Annotated in this window: 12 protein-coding genes and 1 tRNA gene; 3 read left to right on the forward strand and 10 right to left on the reverse strand. The window is 60.3% G+C overall.

What is annotated here, in order from left to right; all coding sequences use genetic code 11:
* Positions 1–43: 43 nt before the first annotated feature.
* A tRNA-Pro gene (locus tag LDZ28_RS09265) sits at positions 44–120 on the reverse strand.
* 138 nt (positions 121–258) lie between these two features.
* Here LDZ28_RS09265 and LDZ28_RS09270 point away from each other — a divergent pair.
* Complete coding sequence (locus LDZ28_RS09270; protein ID WP_244825730.1) at positions 259–717, forward strand: histidine phosphatase family protein; 459 nt, start codon at positions 259–261, stop codon at positions 715–717.
* Positions 718–856: 139 nt separating this feature from the next.
* Positions 857–1,669: a GNAT family N-acetyltransferase gene (locus LDZ28_RS09275; RefSeq protein ID WP_244825731.1), complete on the forward strand. Its 813-nt coding sequence runs from the start codon at positions 857–859 to the stop codon at positions 1,667–1,669.
* An 18-nt stretch (positions 1,670–1,687) separates the two neighbouring features.
* Here the strand turns inward: LDZ28_RS09275 and ppx are convergent, their stop codons facing one another.
* Positions 1,688–3,199, reverse strand: coding sequence for an exopolyphosphatase (ppx, locus tag LDZ28_RS09280; RefSeq protein WP_244825732.1), 1,512 nt, complete (start codon positions 3,197–3,199; stop codon positions 1,688–1,690).
* 253 nt (positions 3,200–3,452) lie between these two features.
* Here ppx and ppk1 point away from each other — a divergent pair, with 253 nt between their 5' ends.
* Positions 3,453–5,516: a polyphosphate kinase 1 gene (gene ppk1, locus LDZ28_RS09285; RefSeq protein ID WP_244825734.1), complete on the forward strand. Its 2,064-nt coding sequence runs from the start codon at positions 3,453–3,455 to the stop codon at positions 5,514–5,516.
* Positions 5,517–6,668: 1,152 nt separating this feature from the next.
* Here ppk1 and phoR read toward each other — a convergent pair.
* From phoR to glmM, 8 genes are all read right to left on the reverse strand, one after another.
* A complete protein-coding gene (gene phoR, locus LDZ28_RS09290; RefSeq protein ID WP_244825736.1) occupies positions 6,669–7,982 on the reverse strand; it encodes a phosphate regulon sensor histidine kinase PhoR in 1,314 nt (437 codons plus the stop codon).
* Between the two features lie 70 nt (positions 7,983–8,052).
* The gene (gene phoB, locus LDZ28_RS09295) at positions 8,053–8,754 is read right to left on the reverse strand and encodes a phosphate regulon transcriptional regulator PhoB (protein ID WP_244825738.1); all 702 of its coding nucleotides are present in this window, start codon (positions 8,752–8,754) and stop codon (positions 8,053–8,055) included.
* 33 nt (positions 8,755–8,787) lie between these two features.
* Positions 8,788–9,492 (reverse strand): phosphate signaling complex protein PhoU, encoded by a 705-nt coding sequence (gene phoU, locus LDZ28_RS09300; RefSeq protein ID WP_244825740.1) that lies wholly within the window; start codon positions 9,490–9,492, stop codon positions 8,788–8,790.
* Between the two features lie 49 nt (positions 9,493–9,541).
* Positions 9,542–10,417 (reverse strand): phosphate ABC transporter ATP-binding protein PstB, encoded by an 876-nt coding sequence (gene pstB, locus LDZ28_RS09305; protein ID WP_370652025.1) that lies wholly within the window; start codon positions 10,415–10,417, stop codon positions 9,542–9,544.
* 15 nt (positions 10,418–10,432) lie between these two features.
* The gene (gene pstA / locus LDZ28_RS09310) at positions 10,433–11,320 is read right to left on the reverse strand and encodes a phosphate ABC transporter permease PstA (RefSeq protein WP_244825742.1); all 888 of its coding nucleotides are present in this window, start codon (positions 11,318–11,320) and stop codon (positions 10,433–10,435) included.
* Complete coding sequence (gene pstC / locus LDZ28_RS09315; RefSeq protein WP_244825744.1) at positions 11,317–12,300, reverse strand: phosphate ABC transporter permease PstC; 984 nt, start codon at positions 12,298–12,300, stop codon at positions 11,317–11,319. Before pstC ends, pstA begins: the two co-directional genes overlap by 4 nt.
* 126 nt (positions 12,301–12,426) lie before the next feature.
* Positions 12,427–13,458, reverse strand: coding sequence for a phosphate ABC transporter substrate-binding protein PstS (gene pstS, locus LDZ28_RS09320; RefSeq protein ID WP_244825745.1), 1,032 nt, complete (start codon positions 13,456–13,458; stop codon positions 12,427–12,429).
* A gap of 204 nt (positions 13,459–13,662) precedes the next feature.
* A complete protein-coding gene (gene glmM / locus LDZ28_RS09325; protein ID WP_244825746.1) occupies positions 13,663–15,021 on the reverse strand; it encodes a phosphoglucosamine mutase in 1,359 nt (452 codons plus the stop codon).
* Between the last annotated feature and the right edge of the window lie 41 nt (positions 15,022–15,062).

Consider the following 15,062-nt stretch of genomic DNA (forward strand, 5'->3'; position numbering starts at 1 on the left):
CAAAGGGGTTACAAGCCGTGACTTGTAACCCCTTCGTGTATGGTGGTCGGAGCGAAAGGATTCGAACCTTCGACCCTCTGATCCCAAATCAGATGCGCTACCAGGCTGCGCTACGCTCCGACAAGCCGCAGATTATAGCTTGCTTGCCGCGGCGCCGCAAACACTTCCGGCAGAGGGAACGAATGTTGCCACTTTAGCGAGTGACGGCCGCTGCCCGGTCATGCAAGCTCTTGCCATTTCGAATTTGCGGAGACAACGATGAACCTCATCCTTTGGCGTCACGCCGAAGCCGAAGATCAGGCCGCAAGCGATCTCGCGCGTCAACTCACCTCGCGCGGACGCAAGCAGGCGCAAGGCACCGCAAAGTGGCTGAAGGCGCGTATCGACGACGATGCGGTCTTCATCGCAAGCCCGGCCACGCGCACCATTCAGACCGTCGAAGCCTTCGGCGATCAGTATCGCGTGATCGATCAACTCGCGCCCGGCCGACGTGCACAGGACGTGCTCGATGCCGCCGGCTGGCCCGATGGCATCGCGGAAACGGTGGTCGTCGTGGGCCATCAGCCTACGCTCGGACACGTTGCCGCGTGGCTCATGACCGGCGACGAAGCGGACTGGTCGATCAAGAAATCAGGCGTCTGGTGGTTCCAGTCGCGCTCGCGTCACGGCGACGGCCAGGTCGTTCTGCGCGCGGTGACGAACCCCGATCTGCTCTAGCCGAAAGGCCGTGTAATCGCAGGTTCAACAGAATGTCGTTTCATCGAAACGTCACTGCGATGCCATGCGAGCGTCATTGCGCGTTACTACATTGGCGAGGACCGAAACCCTCAAGCTTTCGTCCTGCCGAGGAACGCCAATGCTCGATATGCCGACGCCCTTCCTGCCAACCGGAGCGTCATCGTCGCTCTCGCTCGATTCGCGCCGCCAGCTTCCGCGTACCGCGGAAACCATCACCGGGCAGCATCGGCTGCAAGTGTCGTGGGCGCGTTCCGGCGACGCCGTGCGTGAAGCCCAGCGGCTGCGTTACCGCGTGTTCTCCGAGGAGATGGGCGCGCACCTCTCGGGGCCTGCGGGCCTCGACGTGGATGTCTTCGACGCCTACTGCGATCATCTGCTCGTGCGCGATCTCGATACGTTGAAAGTGGTCGGCACGTATCGCGTGCTGCCGCCGCATGAGGCCGCGCGGATTGGGCGGCTGTATGCGGAAGGCGAGTTCGATGTGTCGCGGCTTGCGCATCTGCGGCCGAAGCTCGTCGAGGTGGGCCGCTCGTGCGTGCATCCCGACTACCGCAACGGCGCGGTGATCATGTCGCTATGGGGCGGGCTCGCGGCCTACATGAAGCACAACGGCTACGAAACGATGCTTGGCTGCGCGAGCGTCGGCATGGTCGACGGCGGGCACTACGCGGCGAACCTTTACACGTCGCTCGCCGCCGATGCCCTCGCCGCCCCCGAATATCACGCGTTCCCGCATACGCCGCTGCCGGTGGAGGAATTGCGCACGGGCGTGGAAGTGAGCCCGCCGCCGCTCGTGAAGGGTTATCTGCGTCTAGGCGCGAAGATATGCGGCGCGCCTGCGTGGGACCCGGATTTCAACACGGCGGACTTTCTTACCCTCTTCCGCCTGTCGGATATCAACGCGCGTTATGCGCGGCACTTCATCGGTTGATTCAAGGCGCGGCGTTCGTCAATCGCCGGTATAGACCACGCGATACGGGCGCCCGATCTTTTCCCACTCCATGGCTTCCTGAACGAGGCTGTAGTCCGTGAGCGGATTGCTCGCGACCCACTCGTTGGACAGCCGCACTTCGAAGCCTCCCGCCGCGCTCTTCACCTCGATGCCGGGCAGCCCCACATCCGCGCGCCGGCGCGACAGCAACACCGCAAGACGCAGGCAAAACAGCAATGTCCAGTCGACATCGCGCGCTTGCGCGAGCTTGCCGAGCTTGCCCGCGTGACCCAGCACGAGCGTCGCGAGCCGCGCCTGGTCCGTGCGCGAAAAGCCCGGCATGTCCGCGTTGCTCGCGATATACGCTGAATGCTTGTGATACGCGCTATGCGCAATTGACAAGCCGATCTCGTGAAGCGACGAAGCCCACGCGAGGAACATGCGTTCTTCCTCGCGACGTTCCGCATCGGGTTCGCCGAGCTGATCGTAGAAGCTGATCGCGAGCGAGCCGATGCGTTCGGCCTGCGCGGCATCGACGCCATAACGGCGCTTGAAGCCTTCCACGGTGACGGTGCGCATGTCCTGGTGCTGCGAACGCCCGAGCAGGTCGTAGAGCACGCCGAGACGCAAGGCGCCGTCGGTGGTATCCACATAATCGATACCCAGTTCCTCGAACACGCCGAGCATGATCGAAAGGCCGCCCGCGAGCACCGGAATGCGGTCCGGCTTGAGCGCGACGAGCTTCAGCCGATTGACGTTCTCCGCCTTGATGACCGCGCGCTTCAGACGCTCCAGCCCGCCGCGCGAAATGCCGTGCGTGATGCCAGGGTCGTTGAAATCGTTCGCTTCGACGAGTTCCGCGAGCGCGCGCGCCGTGCCTGAAGAACCAATGGCCTGATCCCAGCCGGTCTGCTTGTATTCGCGCGAGATGATCTGGATTTCGCGCTTGGCCGCGAGTTCGGCCTGGCGCATGGTGTATTCGTCGACGTTGCCGGCCGGAAAGAACGTGCGGCTGTGGCTCACGCAGCCGATATACAAACTCTCCATATGAATCGGCGTGTAATGGGAGCCGATGATGAACTCCGTCGAGCCGCCGCCGATATCCACCACGAGGCGCTTGCCCGCGCTCGCCGGCACCGAATGCGCGGCGCCCGCATAGATGAGCCGTGCTTCTTCCCTACCGGCGATCACTTCGATCGGAAAACCCAGCGCGCTTTCCGCCTCGCCGATGAATTCGTGCGCGTTCTTCGCCACCCTGAGCGTGTTGGTGGCCACCGCGCGCACCTGATCCGGATGAAAGTCGCGCAGACGTTCGCCGAAGCGCTTCAACGCTTCGAGCCCGCGCAACTGCGACGCACGGTCGAGCATTTTGTCCTTCGACAGACCCGCGCCAAGGCGCACGGCTTCGCGCAAGGCATCGACCTGGTAAATTTGGCTGCCTGCGGGCGTTTCTTCCACCCGCCCCACGATCAGCCGGAAACTGTTCGATCCGAGGTCGACCGCGGCAAGAAGATGAGGATGAGTGACCATCGGATGTCCAGGGATCGTGGGAGGAGGCGCGCTTTGCTGCAGCGCAGGATTCTATTCTACGTCGACTACTTATGCGCCGATGTCAATGGGTGAATCACGCTCGACCGCGGTAATCACGCGCCCTGCGCTAGCGACGCTAACCACAATGTGAGTAGAATTTGTGACAATCGTTCTGTCACAATAAAGCCATCTTACTGTGAGACTATCCGAACGTTCCCTTGCCCTTCCGATCGAGACACCATTCTCCCAGCCGATGTCCATACGCTATCCGCTCTTCAACCGCGAACTGGGCATTCTAGGTTTCAACGAGCGAGTTCTGGCGCAGGCCGCCGATATCTCGGTTCCCTTGTTGGAACGCCTGCGCTTCATCTGCATCACGAGCAGCAATCTCGACGAATTCTTCGAAGTCCGCATGGCCGGGCTTCAGGAGCAGATGCGCGACAACCCCGGCTCGCTCTCGCCGGACGGCATGTCGCTGCAGCATGTCTACGATCTCGTCTCGGAACGCGCGCAGCGCCTCGTGCATCAGCAATACGTGATGCTGCATGAAATCGTCTTGCCCGCGCTCGAGATGGAAGGCATCTATTTTCATGGCGCGGAAAGCTGGAGCGAGCAGCAAAACGCCTGGGCGCGCGAATATTTCCTGAACGAACTGCTGCCGGTGCTGACGCCGATCGGCCTCGACCCGGCGCATCCGTTTCCACGCGTGCTGAACAAGAGCCTGAACTTCGTCGTCGAACTGGAAGGCACGGATGCTTTCGGCCGTCAGGCCATGATGGGCATCGTGCAGGCGCCGCGCGCGCTGCCGCGGCTCGTGCGCATGCCCGAGGCGCTGTCGGGTTATCCGCATGGCTTCGTGCTGCTGAGCACGTTCATGCAGCACTTCGTGAGCGAGCTGTTTCCACATCTCATCGTGCGCAATTGCAACCAGTTTCGCATCACGCGCAATAGCGAACTTTTCGTCGATGAAGACGAGATCACGAATCTGCGCGTCGCCTTGCAGGGTGAGTTGCCCGCGCGGCATCTGGGCAATGCGGTGCGGCTCGAAGTATCGGCGGAGACGCCACCGCATCTCGTGCGGCGTCTGCTCGACGAAAGCCAGTTGAGCGAGCGCGATTGTTATCGCGTGAACGGGCCGGTGAATCTCGTGCGGCTCATGCAACTGCCTGAAATGGTGGACAGGCCGGACCTCAAGTTCGTGCCGCACATTCCTTCGGTGCCGAAGTCGATCGCCAACACGACCAATCTCTTCGATGCGATCGATCAGGGCGATATCCTGCTGCATCATCCTTACGAGAGTTTTCAGCCGGTGCTCGAACTGCTGTTGCAGGCGGCGAAAGATCCGCAAGTGATGGCGATCAAGCAGACCATCTACCGGACCGGCACCGATTCGCCCTTGATGGATGCGCTCATGCAGGCCGCGCGCAATGGCAAGGAAGTGACGGTAGTGGTCGAGTTGCTGGCGCGTTTCGATGAAGAGACGAACATCAACTGGGCGTCGCAACTCGAAGCGGTGGGCGCGCATGTGGTGTATGGCGTGGTTGGCCACAAGTGTCACGCGAAGATGATGTTGATCGTGCGGCGCGTCTCGCAGGGCGGCAAGATGGTGCTCAAGCGTTATGCGCACTTGGGCACGGGAAATTATCATCCGCGCACGGCGCGTCTTTATACCGACTTCGGTCTCATGACCGCTGATCAGCAGATGTGCGAGGACGTGCATCATGTCTTTCAACAGCTGACTGGAATTGGCGGAGAGATTCCGCTGCATCTTTTGTGGCAATCGCCTTTTACCTTGCACGCGAAATTGATCGATGCGATTCGCGCCGAGGCGGAGCATGCGCGCGCGGGCCGGCGGGCGCGGATCGTCGCGAAGATGAATGCGTTGCTCGAGCCTACCGTGATTGCTGCCTTGTACGAGGCATCGCATGCGGGCGTGAAAATCGATTTGATCGTGCGTGGGGTTTGTTCGCTCAAGCCTGGTGTGGAGGATCTTTCGGAGAATATTACCGTTCGGTCTATTGTCGGGCGCTTCCTCGAACATCATCGCATCTTCTATTTTTATGCGAACGGGCAAGAGGATGTGTATCTGTCGTCGGCGGACTGGATGGATCGGAACTTCTTTCGACGCGTCGAGGTGGCGTTTCCGATTCGCGATCGGCGGCTTAAGCGTCGGGTGATTGCTGAAGGGTTATCCGTCTGTCTTGGGGATAATCAGTCTGCCTGGGTCATGCAGAGCGATGGGCATTATCGTAAGCGGCGGTCGGGGAAGTCTATTCGCAATGCGCAGTTGGGGTTGTTGGCTAAGTTTTGTTCTTAGGGTGTTGGTTTTGTGGTGGGTTTTTCGGTGGGTTTTTTCCTGGGAGATTGAGCCGTTGTCGCGCGGTTTGTTTCAGTAGCCGCCTCCCCGGCGGAGGGGTAACTTTCTTTGCGGCTGCAAAGAAAGTCACCAAAGAAAGCAGCTTTAGAACCGGCTTCTGAAGCACAACTGGTTCCTCGCTATTCACCACAAGCCCTTTGGGCACTTCTCATCGCTCATGCTCGTGGTGAATGCTTTATCTAGCACCGGCGCCTTCTGGGAACTTGAGCCGTTGTCTCGCGGTTTGTTTCAGTAGCCGCCTCCCCGGCGGAGGGGTAACTTTCTTTGCGGCTGCAAAGAAAGTCACCAAAGAAAGCAGCTTTAGAACCGCCTTCTGAAGCACAACTGGTTCCCCGCTATTTACCACAAACCCCTTGACCACACCCCCTTGCTGATGCTGGCGGTAAATCTACGTTAAGCACAGACTTGTCAGTAGACAGCGTTAAGGAAGACTTTTGTCTCGTTGTTCTTTGCTTGGGGTGTAGGTGAAAAGTTAACCATTAGGGCGTCATAATCTATTTTTCGTTGTGGTCGGCCACCGTATGTGTGTTCTACTCCTGGCACATGTAAAACACGCATGCGCTTTTTCGTTAGGCGGCGCGAAGGCTCTACTCGCTTGTGCGTGCTAACGATTTACCACGAGCGTGAGCGACGGGGAGTGCCCAAGGGGCTTGTGGTAAATAGCGAGGAACCAGTTGTGCTTCAGAAGCCGGTTCCTAAGCTGCTTTCTTTGGTGACTTTCTTTGCAGCCGCAAAGAAAGTTACCCCTCCGCCGGGCAGGCGGCTACTGAAACGAAACGCGAGACAACGGTACAACTTCCTAGCAAGCGCTAAACAAAGATCTCTAAGCGGCCAAAGGCTTCCTCGAAGCGGCCTAAAAGAGAAGCGTGCGCCTGGAAATTGACCTACGACGAACGTTAGCAATGGGAAGTGCCCAAAGGGCTTGTGGTAAATAGCGAGAAACCAGTTGTGCTTCAGAAGCCGGTTCCTAAGCTGCTTTCTTTGGTGACTTTCTTTGCAGCCGCAAAGAAAGTTACCCCTCCGCCGGGAAGGCGGCTACTGAAACAAATCGTGAGAAAACGGCTTAACTTCCCAGAAAGCTAAACAAAACCCCTAAGCCGCCAAAGACTTCCTCAAAGCAGTCCTTGAAGAAGGAAACCGAACAACAAACGTACTCCCCTTCCCGACTTCACTTTTGACATCGAGCTCCGCATGATGCCGCTGCAGCACATGCTTGACGATAGCAAGCCCGAGCCCGGTGCCACCCGTATCCCGCGACCGACTCCGATCCACGCGATAAAACCGCTCGGTAAGCCGCGGAATATGCTCGGCGGGAATCCCATACCCGCTATCACGCACAGTGAAAACCGCCCGATCCGCCACACGTTGCCAAGAGACTTCAATCGCCCCGCCATCCGGCGTATAACGCACCGCATTGGTAACGAGATTCCCCAGCGCACTGACGACCTCGGTCTCCGCGCCTGCGATAGTCAACGAATCATCGATATGAAAGGCAATCCGATGACGCCCGCCAGAAAGATTCACTGCGTCGTCTTCGAGATGCCGCATCACCGCGCGCATATCGAGCAACTCGTCGCCAGGCGGACGCACATCGCCTTCCAGATTCGCAAGCACCAAAAGATCACGCACGATATTCTGCATGCGCGAAGCCTGCTGTTCCATCATGTCCAGATAACGCATGCGGTCCGCCTCGCTGAGCGGCAACTCACGCATGGTCTCAAGAAAGCCCGATAACACCGTCAGCGGCGTCTTCAATTCATGCGAGACATTGGCGACGAAATCGCGTCGCATCGAATCGGTACGCTCGAGTTCGGTAATGTCCTGCGTGAGTATCAGCTTGCGATGATCGCCATAAGGAAATACCTGCACCGATACCGTGTGCTGCCGGTTCACGCCCATGCCGCGCATCACAAGCATTTCCTCGTAATGATGCGAGTTCAAATAGCGAATGAAGTCCGGGTGCCGCACGAGATGCGTGATGTGCTGGCGCAAATCGCGTTTGGCATCGAGCCCGAAATGCTTCTCGGCGATAGCGTTGCACCACTCGATCTGATCGTGATCGTCGAGCATCGCCACGCCATTCGGCGAAGCCTGGATCGCCTGAATGAAGCGCGAATGCTGTTGCTCGACCTGCCGCACTTGCGCATGCCAGCGCTTCGCCAGCTTGTGCAAGCGGTAATAGATTTCGCCCCAAATGCCGAGCGCGCTAGGCACTTCACCATACACGGGCGCTTCGAGCAGACGCCAGAGACGCTGTGTGTGATAGGTGGCGAAAAAGCCCTGCAGAACCAGCATGACGACGGCGACAGCCAGCGCCACGCGCACGCCGGCAAACGCGCCGATCGCCGCACAGAGCGCGGCGAGCAGTACGAGGGACACGACTGACCGCGTCCAGATGATATTCATGTTGTCGGCGAGTCCAAGCGACGAACGCGCGGTTCGTCATAAACATGCGGCAGAGACTAGAGCACGCTTATCAGGCGCTCTTCGCGAGCCGATATCCGCTGCCGCGCACCGTTTCGATCATAGCATCGCAGCCTGCGGGCTTGAGCGCGGCGCGCAGGCGCTTGATGTGAACATCGACCGTGCGCTCTTCGACGAATACGTGATCGCCCCACACCTGATCCAGCAACTGCGTGCGGCTATGCACGCGCTCCGGATGCGTCATGAAAAAATGCAGCAAGCGGAATTCGGTTGGGCCGAGATCGAGCTTGATGTCGTTGCCGGAATGGCTCGCCGCCACGCGATGCGTCGCCGGATCGAGCCGCAAACCATTGATGGCAACCACATCTTCCGTCAGCTGCGGGGCACGCCGGCGCAACACCGCCTTGATGCGCGCCATCAGTTCTTTCGGCGAAAACGGCTTGGTGACGTAGTCGTCCGCGCCGATCTCGAGCCCAAGCACCTTGTCCTGCTCGTCGCCGCGCGCGGTCAGCATGATGATCGGAATATGCTTCGTGCGCTCGTTGTTGCGCAAGTCGCGCGCGAACGCAATGCCGGACTTGCCGGGCAGCATCCAGTCGAGCAGCACGAGATCGGGCAGCACGTCGCTGATCAGGTTTTGCGCCTGCTCAGCGTTATACGCGCGAATCGGGCAATGTCCCGCGTGTTGCAGATTCACCGAGATCAGTTCGGAGATCGCGGGTTCGTCTTCGATGACGAGGATACTGCTGGGCATCGGCACCTCTTGACCTTTTGCTTTGAGAGAAGATTAACTGAGCGCTTCGCGTTCGAGCTGGTCGCGCGAGATATGCCGCACGTCCGTACCCTTCACGATGTAGATGATGAACTCGGCGATGTTCTTCGCGTGATCGCCGATACGCTCCACCGCCTTCGCAATGAACAGATAGTCGAGGCCGGCCGAAATGGTGCGCGGGTCTTCCATCATGTAGGTGACGAGCTTGCGCACGAAGGCGCGGAATTCGTCGTCGATGGCTTTGTCGTCGCGCACGATCTGCGCGGCGGCCACCGTGTCCAGACGCGCGAACGCGTCGAGCGCGCGGCGCAGAATCGACACGGCCATCTCGCCCGAGAGCTTGATCTCCGCGATATTCACCGCGCGGCCCGCGCCGTCTTCGTTGATGCGTTTCACGCGCTTCGCGATCTTTTCAGCTTCGTCGCCGGCGCGTTCGAGGTTCGTGATGGTCTTCGAGATCGCCATGAGCAGACGCAGGTCGCGCGCGGCCGGCTGGCGGCGCGCGATGATGTTGCTGCACTCTTCGTCGATCTCGACTTCCATCGTGTTCAGACGCACTTCGGCGGCAATCACCTGATCGGCGATCGCCATGTCGAATTCGTTGAGTGCCTGCATGGCCGCGATGATCTGCGACTCCACGAGACCGCCCATTTGCAGCACTTTCGACGACACCGCGTTGAGATCGGCGTCGAACTGGCTCGACAGATGTTTATCGGACATATGTGCTCCTTAAGTCCTTTTATGTTTCAGTTCGCCTGATCTGGCCGGATCAGCCGAAACGGCCCGTGATGTAGTCTTCCGTTTCCTTGCGCGTGGGCTTGATGAAGATCTTCTCCGTATCGCCGAATTCGATCAGCTCGCCAAGGTACATGTATGCAGTGTAGTCCGAGCAACGGGCTGCCTGCTGCATGTTGTGCGTGACGATCACAACCGTATAGTCACTTTTCAGTTCCGCGATCAGTTCCTCGATACGGCCCGTGGAAATCGGGTCGAGCGCCGAGCAGGGCTCGTCGAGCAACAGCACTTCCGGACGAATGGCGATGCCGCGCGCAATGCAAAGGCGCTGCTGCTGGCCGCCCGACAATCCGTAGCCGCTTTGCTGCAGCTTGTCCTTCACTTCGTTCCAGAGCGCGGCCTTGGTAAGCGCCCATTCGACGCGGTCGTCCATCTCCGAGCGCGACAGTTGTTCGAACATCTTCACGCCGAACGCGATGTTGTCGTAGATCGACATGGGAAACGGCGTAGGCTTCTGGAACACCATGCCCACGCGCGCGCGTAAAAGCGAGATGTCGCGCGTCGTGTCGAGCAGGTTGACGCCGTCCATCAGAATCTCGCCTTCGCCACGCTGCTCGGGATAAAGCGCGTACATCTTGTTGAAGGTGCGCAGGAGCGTGGACTTGCCGCAGCCCGAAGGTCCGATGAACGCCGTCACCTTCTTCTCGGGAATGCGCAGGTTGATATTCTTCAGCGCGTGATACTTGTTGTAGAAGAAGTTGAGGTTCTTCACTTCGATCTTCGGCTTGATCGAATCGGCGGCTTGCGAGCCGTGCTTCGGACGCACGCTGCCAGGAACGGGACCACGCTCGACGGGCGCCGCATCCGCTTTCGAATCAAGGTGGTTGACACCACTTTCGACCATGTTCATGGAATCACTCCGCCTTTATTTCTTCGAGATAATCGTGCGCGCGAGGATATTCAAACCCAGCACGCCGAGCGTAATAAGGAACACACCGGCCCACGCGAGCGTCTGCCATTGCGGGAACGGGCTCATCGCGAACTTGTAGATCGTGACCGGAAGGTTCGCCACCGGCTGATTCATGTCCCACGAGAAAAACTGATTCGACAGCGACGTGAAGAGCAGCGGCGCGGTTTCGCCGGCAATCCGCGCGACCGCCAGCAACACGCCCGTGACGATGCCGCCAATCGACGCCTTCAGCGTGATCGACATCACCATCTTCCACTTGGGCGTGCCGAGCGCGAAAGCCGCTTCGCGCAGCGCGTTCGGCACGAGCTTCAGCATGTTTTCAGTGGTGCGGATGACGATCGGAATCTGCAGCAAGGCGAGCGCGATCACGCCGGCCCATCCCGAGAAGCGACCCATCTTCGCGACGACGAGCGCATACACGAACAAGCCCACGACGATGGAAGGCGCCGACAACAGAATGTCGTTGATGAAGCGCGTGACGCTCGCAAGCCAACGCTTCTGGCCATATTCCGCGAGATAGACGCCCGCCAGAATGCCGAGCGGCGTGCCGATGAACGTGGCGATGATGACGAGCATCAGACTGCCGACGATAGCGTTGGCAAGACCGCCGCCATCGGTGTTCGGCGGCGGCGTCGACTGCGTGAAGAGTTCGAGCGACAGGCCCGCGACGCCGAGCTTAAGCGTCGTGAAGAGAATCCACACGAGCCACAGAAGGCCGAAAGCCATCGCGGCCAGCGAGAGCGTCAGCGCGATCGCATTGGTGCCGCGTCGACGGCTCTGCAGCTTCTTGCGCGTGGCGTCCACGCGGTCGGGGTCCTGATTGAAGGTGGCGGGACGGCTCACTTGACTCCCTCCCCGCGTTCCATGCGCAGCAGCATCAGCTTGGACAACGCGAGCACGACGAACGTGATCACGAACAGGATGAGCCCGAGTTCCATCAGCGCCGACGTATGCAGGCCGGGGCTTGCTTCGGCGAATTCGTTGGCGAGCGCCGAGGTGATGCTGTTGCCCGGCGAGAACAGCGACACGTTGTCGAGCAGATTGGTGTTGCCGATCACGAACGTCACCGCCATGGTCTCGCCGAGCGCGCGGCCGAGGCCGAGCATCACGCCGCCGATCACACCGGCGCGCGTGTACGGCAACACGATCTTCCACATCACTTCCCAGGTCGTGCAGCCGATGCCGTATGCCGATTCCTTGAGAAGCACGGGCGTGACTTCGAAGACGTCGCGCATCACCGAGGCAATGTACGGAATGATCATGATGGCGAGGATCACGCCCGCGCACAGAATGCCGATACCGATAGGCGCGCCCTTGAAGAACATGCCGATGACTGGCACGTCGCCGAGCAGATGGCCGAGCGGCTTTTCGAAGTATTCCGCGAAGATCGGCGCGAACACGAGCAGACCCCACATGCCGTATACGATCGAGGGAATCGCCGCGAGCAATTCGATGGCGACACCGAGCGGCCGGCGCAGCCACGCTGGCGAGAGTTCCGTGAGGAAGAGCGCAATGCCGAAGCTCACCGGCACGGCGATGATGAGCGCGATGATCGACGTGGCAATGGTGCCGTAGATCGGCACGAGCGCGCCGAAGCTATCGGTCTGTGGGTCCCACTCCGCGCGCCAGAGAAAGCTGAGTCCGAACTTTTCGATGGTCGGCATCGACGCAATGACGAGCGAAACGATGATGCCGCCAAGCAGAAGCAACGTCACCACGGCCGCGAGCCGCGTGATGCCGCCGAATATGATGTCGCCGAAACGGCTCGGCGCGCGCTGCGTATGCGCGGCCGGCGGTGCCGACGCTAAGTTGATGTCCGACATGGGAGCCTTGGTTGTGCTGCTTGTCAGAGCGCGCGGCACGTCATTCGACGTGCCGCGCGGCATTGCCTGCACTGCATTTCCGTCCTGACTTCAAGAGCTTAGGACAGTTTCAGACCATGGTACCGCTTACTGCGCAACCGCCTTGCCCGACGCGTCCTTGACCTTCGCCTTCCATTGCGTGCGGATTTCGGCGACGACCGAATCCGGCAGCGAGATGTAGTCGAGATCGTTCGCGGCTTGGTTGCCGTTCTTGAACGCCCAGTCGAAGAACTTCAGCGTTTCCGTGCCTTGCGGCGCCTTGTCCTGCGTGGCGTGCAGCAGAACGAACGTTGCACCGACGATCGGCCATGCGTTCTGGCCCGACTCGTTCGTGAGGATCTGGTAGAACGACTTCGACCAGTCCGCGCCGGCAGCCGCCGCCTTGAAGGTTTCCGTCTTCGGCTCGACGACCGTGCCAGCCGCGTTCTTGAGACCCACGTAGGTCATCTTGTTCTGCTTGGCATACGCCCACTCCACGTAGCCGATCGCGCCCGGCAGACGCTGCACGAACGCCGCGACGCCGTCGTTGCCCTTGCCGCCCGTGCCCGTCGGCCAGTTGACCGTCGAACCTTCGCCGACCTTCGACTTCCACTCGGGATTCACTTTCGACAGATAGTTCGTCCAGATGAAGCTCGTGCCCGATCCGTCGGCGCGGCGCACCACGGCGATGTCGGTATCCGGCAGCTTGACCTTCGGGTTCAGCGCGGCGATAGCCGGGTCGTTCCACTTCTTGATCTTGCCCAGGTAGATGTCGCCGAGCACTTCGCCCGACAGCGTCACTTCACCGGCCTTCACGCCCGGCACGTTGATGACCGGCACCACGCCGCCGACGACCGTCGGGAACTGGAACAGGCCTTCCTTCGTGAGTTCTTCATCTTTCAGCGGTGCGTCCGAGCCCGCGAAATCCACCGTCTTCGCGATGATCTGTTTGACGCCGCCCGACGAGCCGATGCCTTGATAGTTCACCTTGCCGCCGCCCGTTTTTTGGTAGGCGTCAGCCCACTTGGTGTAGATGGGAGCTGCGAAGGTGCTGCCCGCGCCGGTGATATCCGTGGCGAATGCGGAGACGGCGAACATTGCGCCGATGACGCCGGCCAGCGCGGATTGCATCAATTTCATGAGACCTCCAGAGTGTGTGAGCGTGTAGCGAGAGAACCGACACGGCGAAATATAGGCACTCTTCGTGACAGTACCGTGACGTTTGATGAACGCCGCGTGTCATTGCGCTTACGCACTGAAAGTCGAACGTGCGTTGGCTTGTAACCAAAGAAAAAGCGGACCGTAGTCCGCTTTTGGTGAGACGTGACGCGCTTTAGGGATCGTCTACGAAGTTGCGTCCTTCACGACCTGAGCAATCGTTTCCGCGTGTCTAACCGCATCCTGATGCGCCGCCGCTTCCACCATGACGCGCAGTACCGGTTCGGTTCCCGAGGCGCGAATCAGTACCCGCCCGTGCGATTCGAGGGCCCGCTCGGCATCTTCGATCGCGCGGCGAATGGCCGCATTATTTTTCCAGTCCGCGTTCGGACTCATGCGCACGTTGATCAGTTTCTGCGGAAACAGGCTGACGCCGTCGAGCATGTCCGCGAGGGATTTGCCACCGCGCTTGATGGCGGCGAGCACAAGTAGCGCGGACACGATGCCGTCGCCCGTGGAATGCCGGTCGAGCGAAAGAATGTGGCCCGAGCCTTCCGCACCGAGTTGCCAGCCGTTCTCGCGCAGCTTTTCGAGCACGTAACGGTCGCCGACGGCCGCGCGCACGAACTTCACGCCCGCCTCTTTCAACGCCACTTCCACGGCCATGTTGGTCATCAGCGTGCCGACCGCGCCATCCACCTTGCCGTCCGTCGCAATGCGGTCCTTGACCAGCACGTAGAGCAGTTCGTCGCCGTTGAAAAGCCGGCCGGTGGAATCGACGACTTGCAGGCGGTCAGCGTCGCCATCGAGCGCGATGCCGATATCCGCCTTGTGTTCGAGCACCGTGCGCACGAGCGCATCGGGCGCGGTGGCGCCGACTTTATCGTTGATATTGAAGCCGTTCGGCGACACGCCAATAGGCACGACTTCCGCGCCCAGTTCGTGGAACACGTGCGGCGCGACGTCATAGGCGGCGCCGTGCGCGCAATCGAGCACGATCTTGAGGCCGCGCAGATCGAAGCTCGCCGGGAAAGTGCTCTTGCAGAACTCGATATAGCGCCCGCCCGCGTCGTCCAGACGCTTCGCCTTGCCGAGACGCTCGGAGGGCGCACAAGCCATCGGCTGGTCGAGCTGCGCTTCGATTTGCAGTTCGACTTCGTCCGGCAGCTTGTTGCCGTCGGCGGAGAAGAATTTGATGCCGTTGTCGTCGTACGGATTGTGCGATGCGCTGATCACCACGCCCGCCGAAAGCCGCAGCGCGCGCGTGAGATACGCGACGCCGGGCGTGGGCATCGGGCCTGCGAGCATCACGTCGACGCCCGCGGCGGAAAAGCCCGACTCCAGCGCGGCTTCGAGCATGTAGCCGGAAACCCGCGTGTCCTTGCCGATAAGCACCGTCGGACGGTTGCCCTTTTGCGGCGAACGGTCCGCTCCCGCGAGCACCTTGCCGGCCGCGTAACCCAGCCTGAGAACGAAATCCGGTGTGATCGGCGCCTCGCCGACGCGCCCGCGAATTCCATCAGTTCCAAAATATCGACGTGCCATTGTTGCTGACCCTCCTCGCGGACATATGGCGCCTGTTCTTG

This window comes from Caballeronia sp. TF1N1 (genome assembly GCF_022878925.1).
GTDB lineage: Bacteria > Pseudomonadota > Gammaproteobacteria > Burkholderiales > Burkholderiaceae > Caballeronia.

What these genes read in the sequence shown, in the direction of transcription:
- phoU (WP_244825740.1), bottom strand. Translation starts at nt 9,492, where the DNA reads ATGTCCGATAAACATCTGTCGAGCCAGTTCGACGCCGATCTCAACGCG.
- LDZ28_RS09270 (WP_244825730.1), top strand. Translation starts at nt 259, where the DNA reads ATGAACCTCATCCTTTGGCGTCACGCCGAAGCCGAAGATCAGGCCGCA.
- LDZ28_RS09275 (WP_244825731.1), top strand. Translation starts at nt 857, where the DNA reads ATGCTCGATATGCCGACGCCCTTCCTGCCAACCGGAGCGTCATCGTCG.
- phoB (WP_244825738.1), bottom strand. Translation starts at nt 8,754, where the DNA reads ATGCCCAGCAGTATCCTCGTCATCGAAGACGAACCCGCGATCTCCGAA.
- pstS (WP_244825745.1), bottom strand. Translation starts at nt 13,458, where the DNA reads ATGAAATTGATGCAATCCGCGCTGGCCGGCGTCATCGGCGCAATGTTC.
- pstB (WP_370652025.1), bottom strand. Translation starts at nt 10,417, where the DNA reads ATGAACATGGTCGAAAGTGGTGTCAACCACCTTGATTCGAAAGCGGAT.
- glmM (WP_244825746.1), bottom strand. Translation starts at nt 15,021, where the DNA reads ATGGCACGTCGATATTTTGGAACTGATGGAATTCGCGGGCGCGTCGGC.
- ppk1 (WP_244825734.1), top strand. Translation starts at nt 3,453, where the DNA reads ATGTCCATACGCTATCCGCTCTTCAACCGCGAACTGGGCATTCTAGGT.
- phoR (WP_244825736.1), bottom strand. Translation starts at nt 7,982, where the DNA reads ATGAATATCATCTGGACGCGGTCAGTCGTGTCCCTCGTACTGCTCGCC.
- pstC (WP_244825744.1), bottom strand. Translation starts at nt 12,300, where the DNA reads ATGTCGGACATCAACTTAGCGTCGGCACCGCCGGCCGCGCATACGCAG.
- ppx (WP_244825732.1), bottom strand. Translation starts at nt 3,199, where the DNA reads ATGGTCACTCATCCTCATCTTCTTGCCGCGGTCGACCTCGGATCGAAC.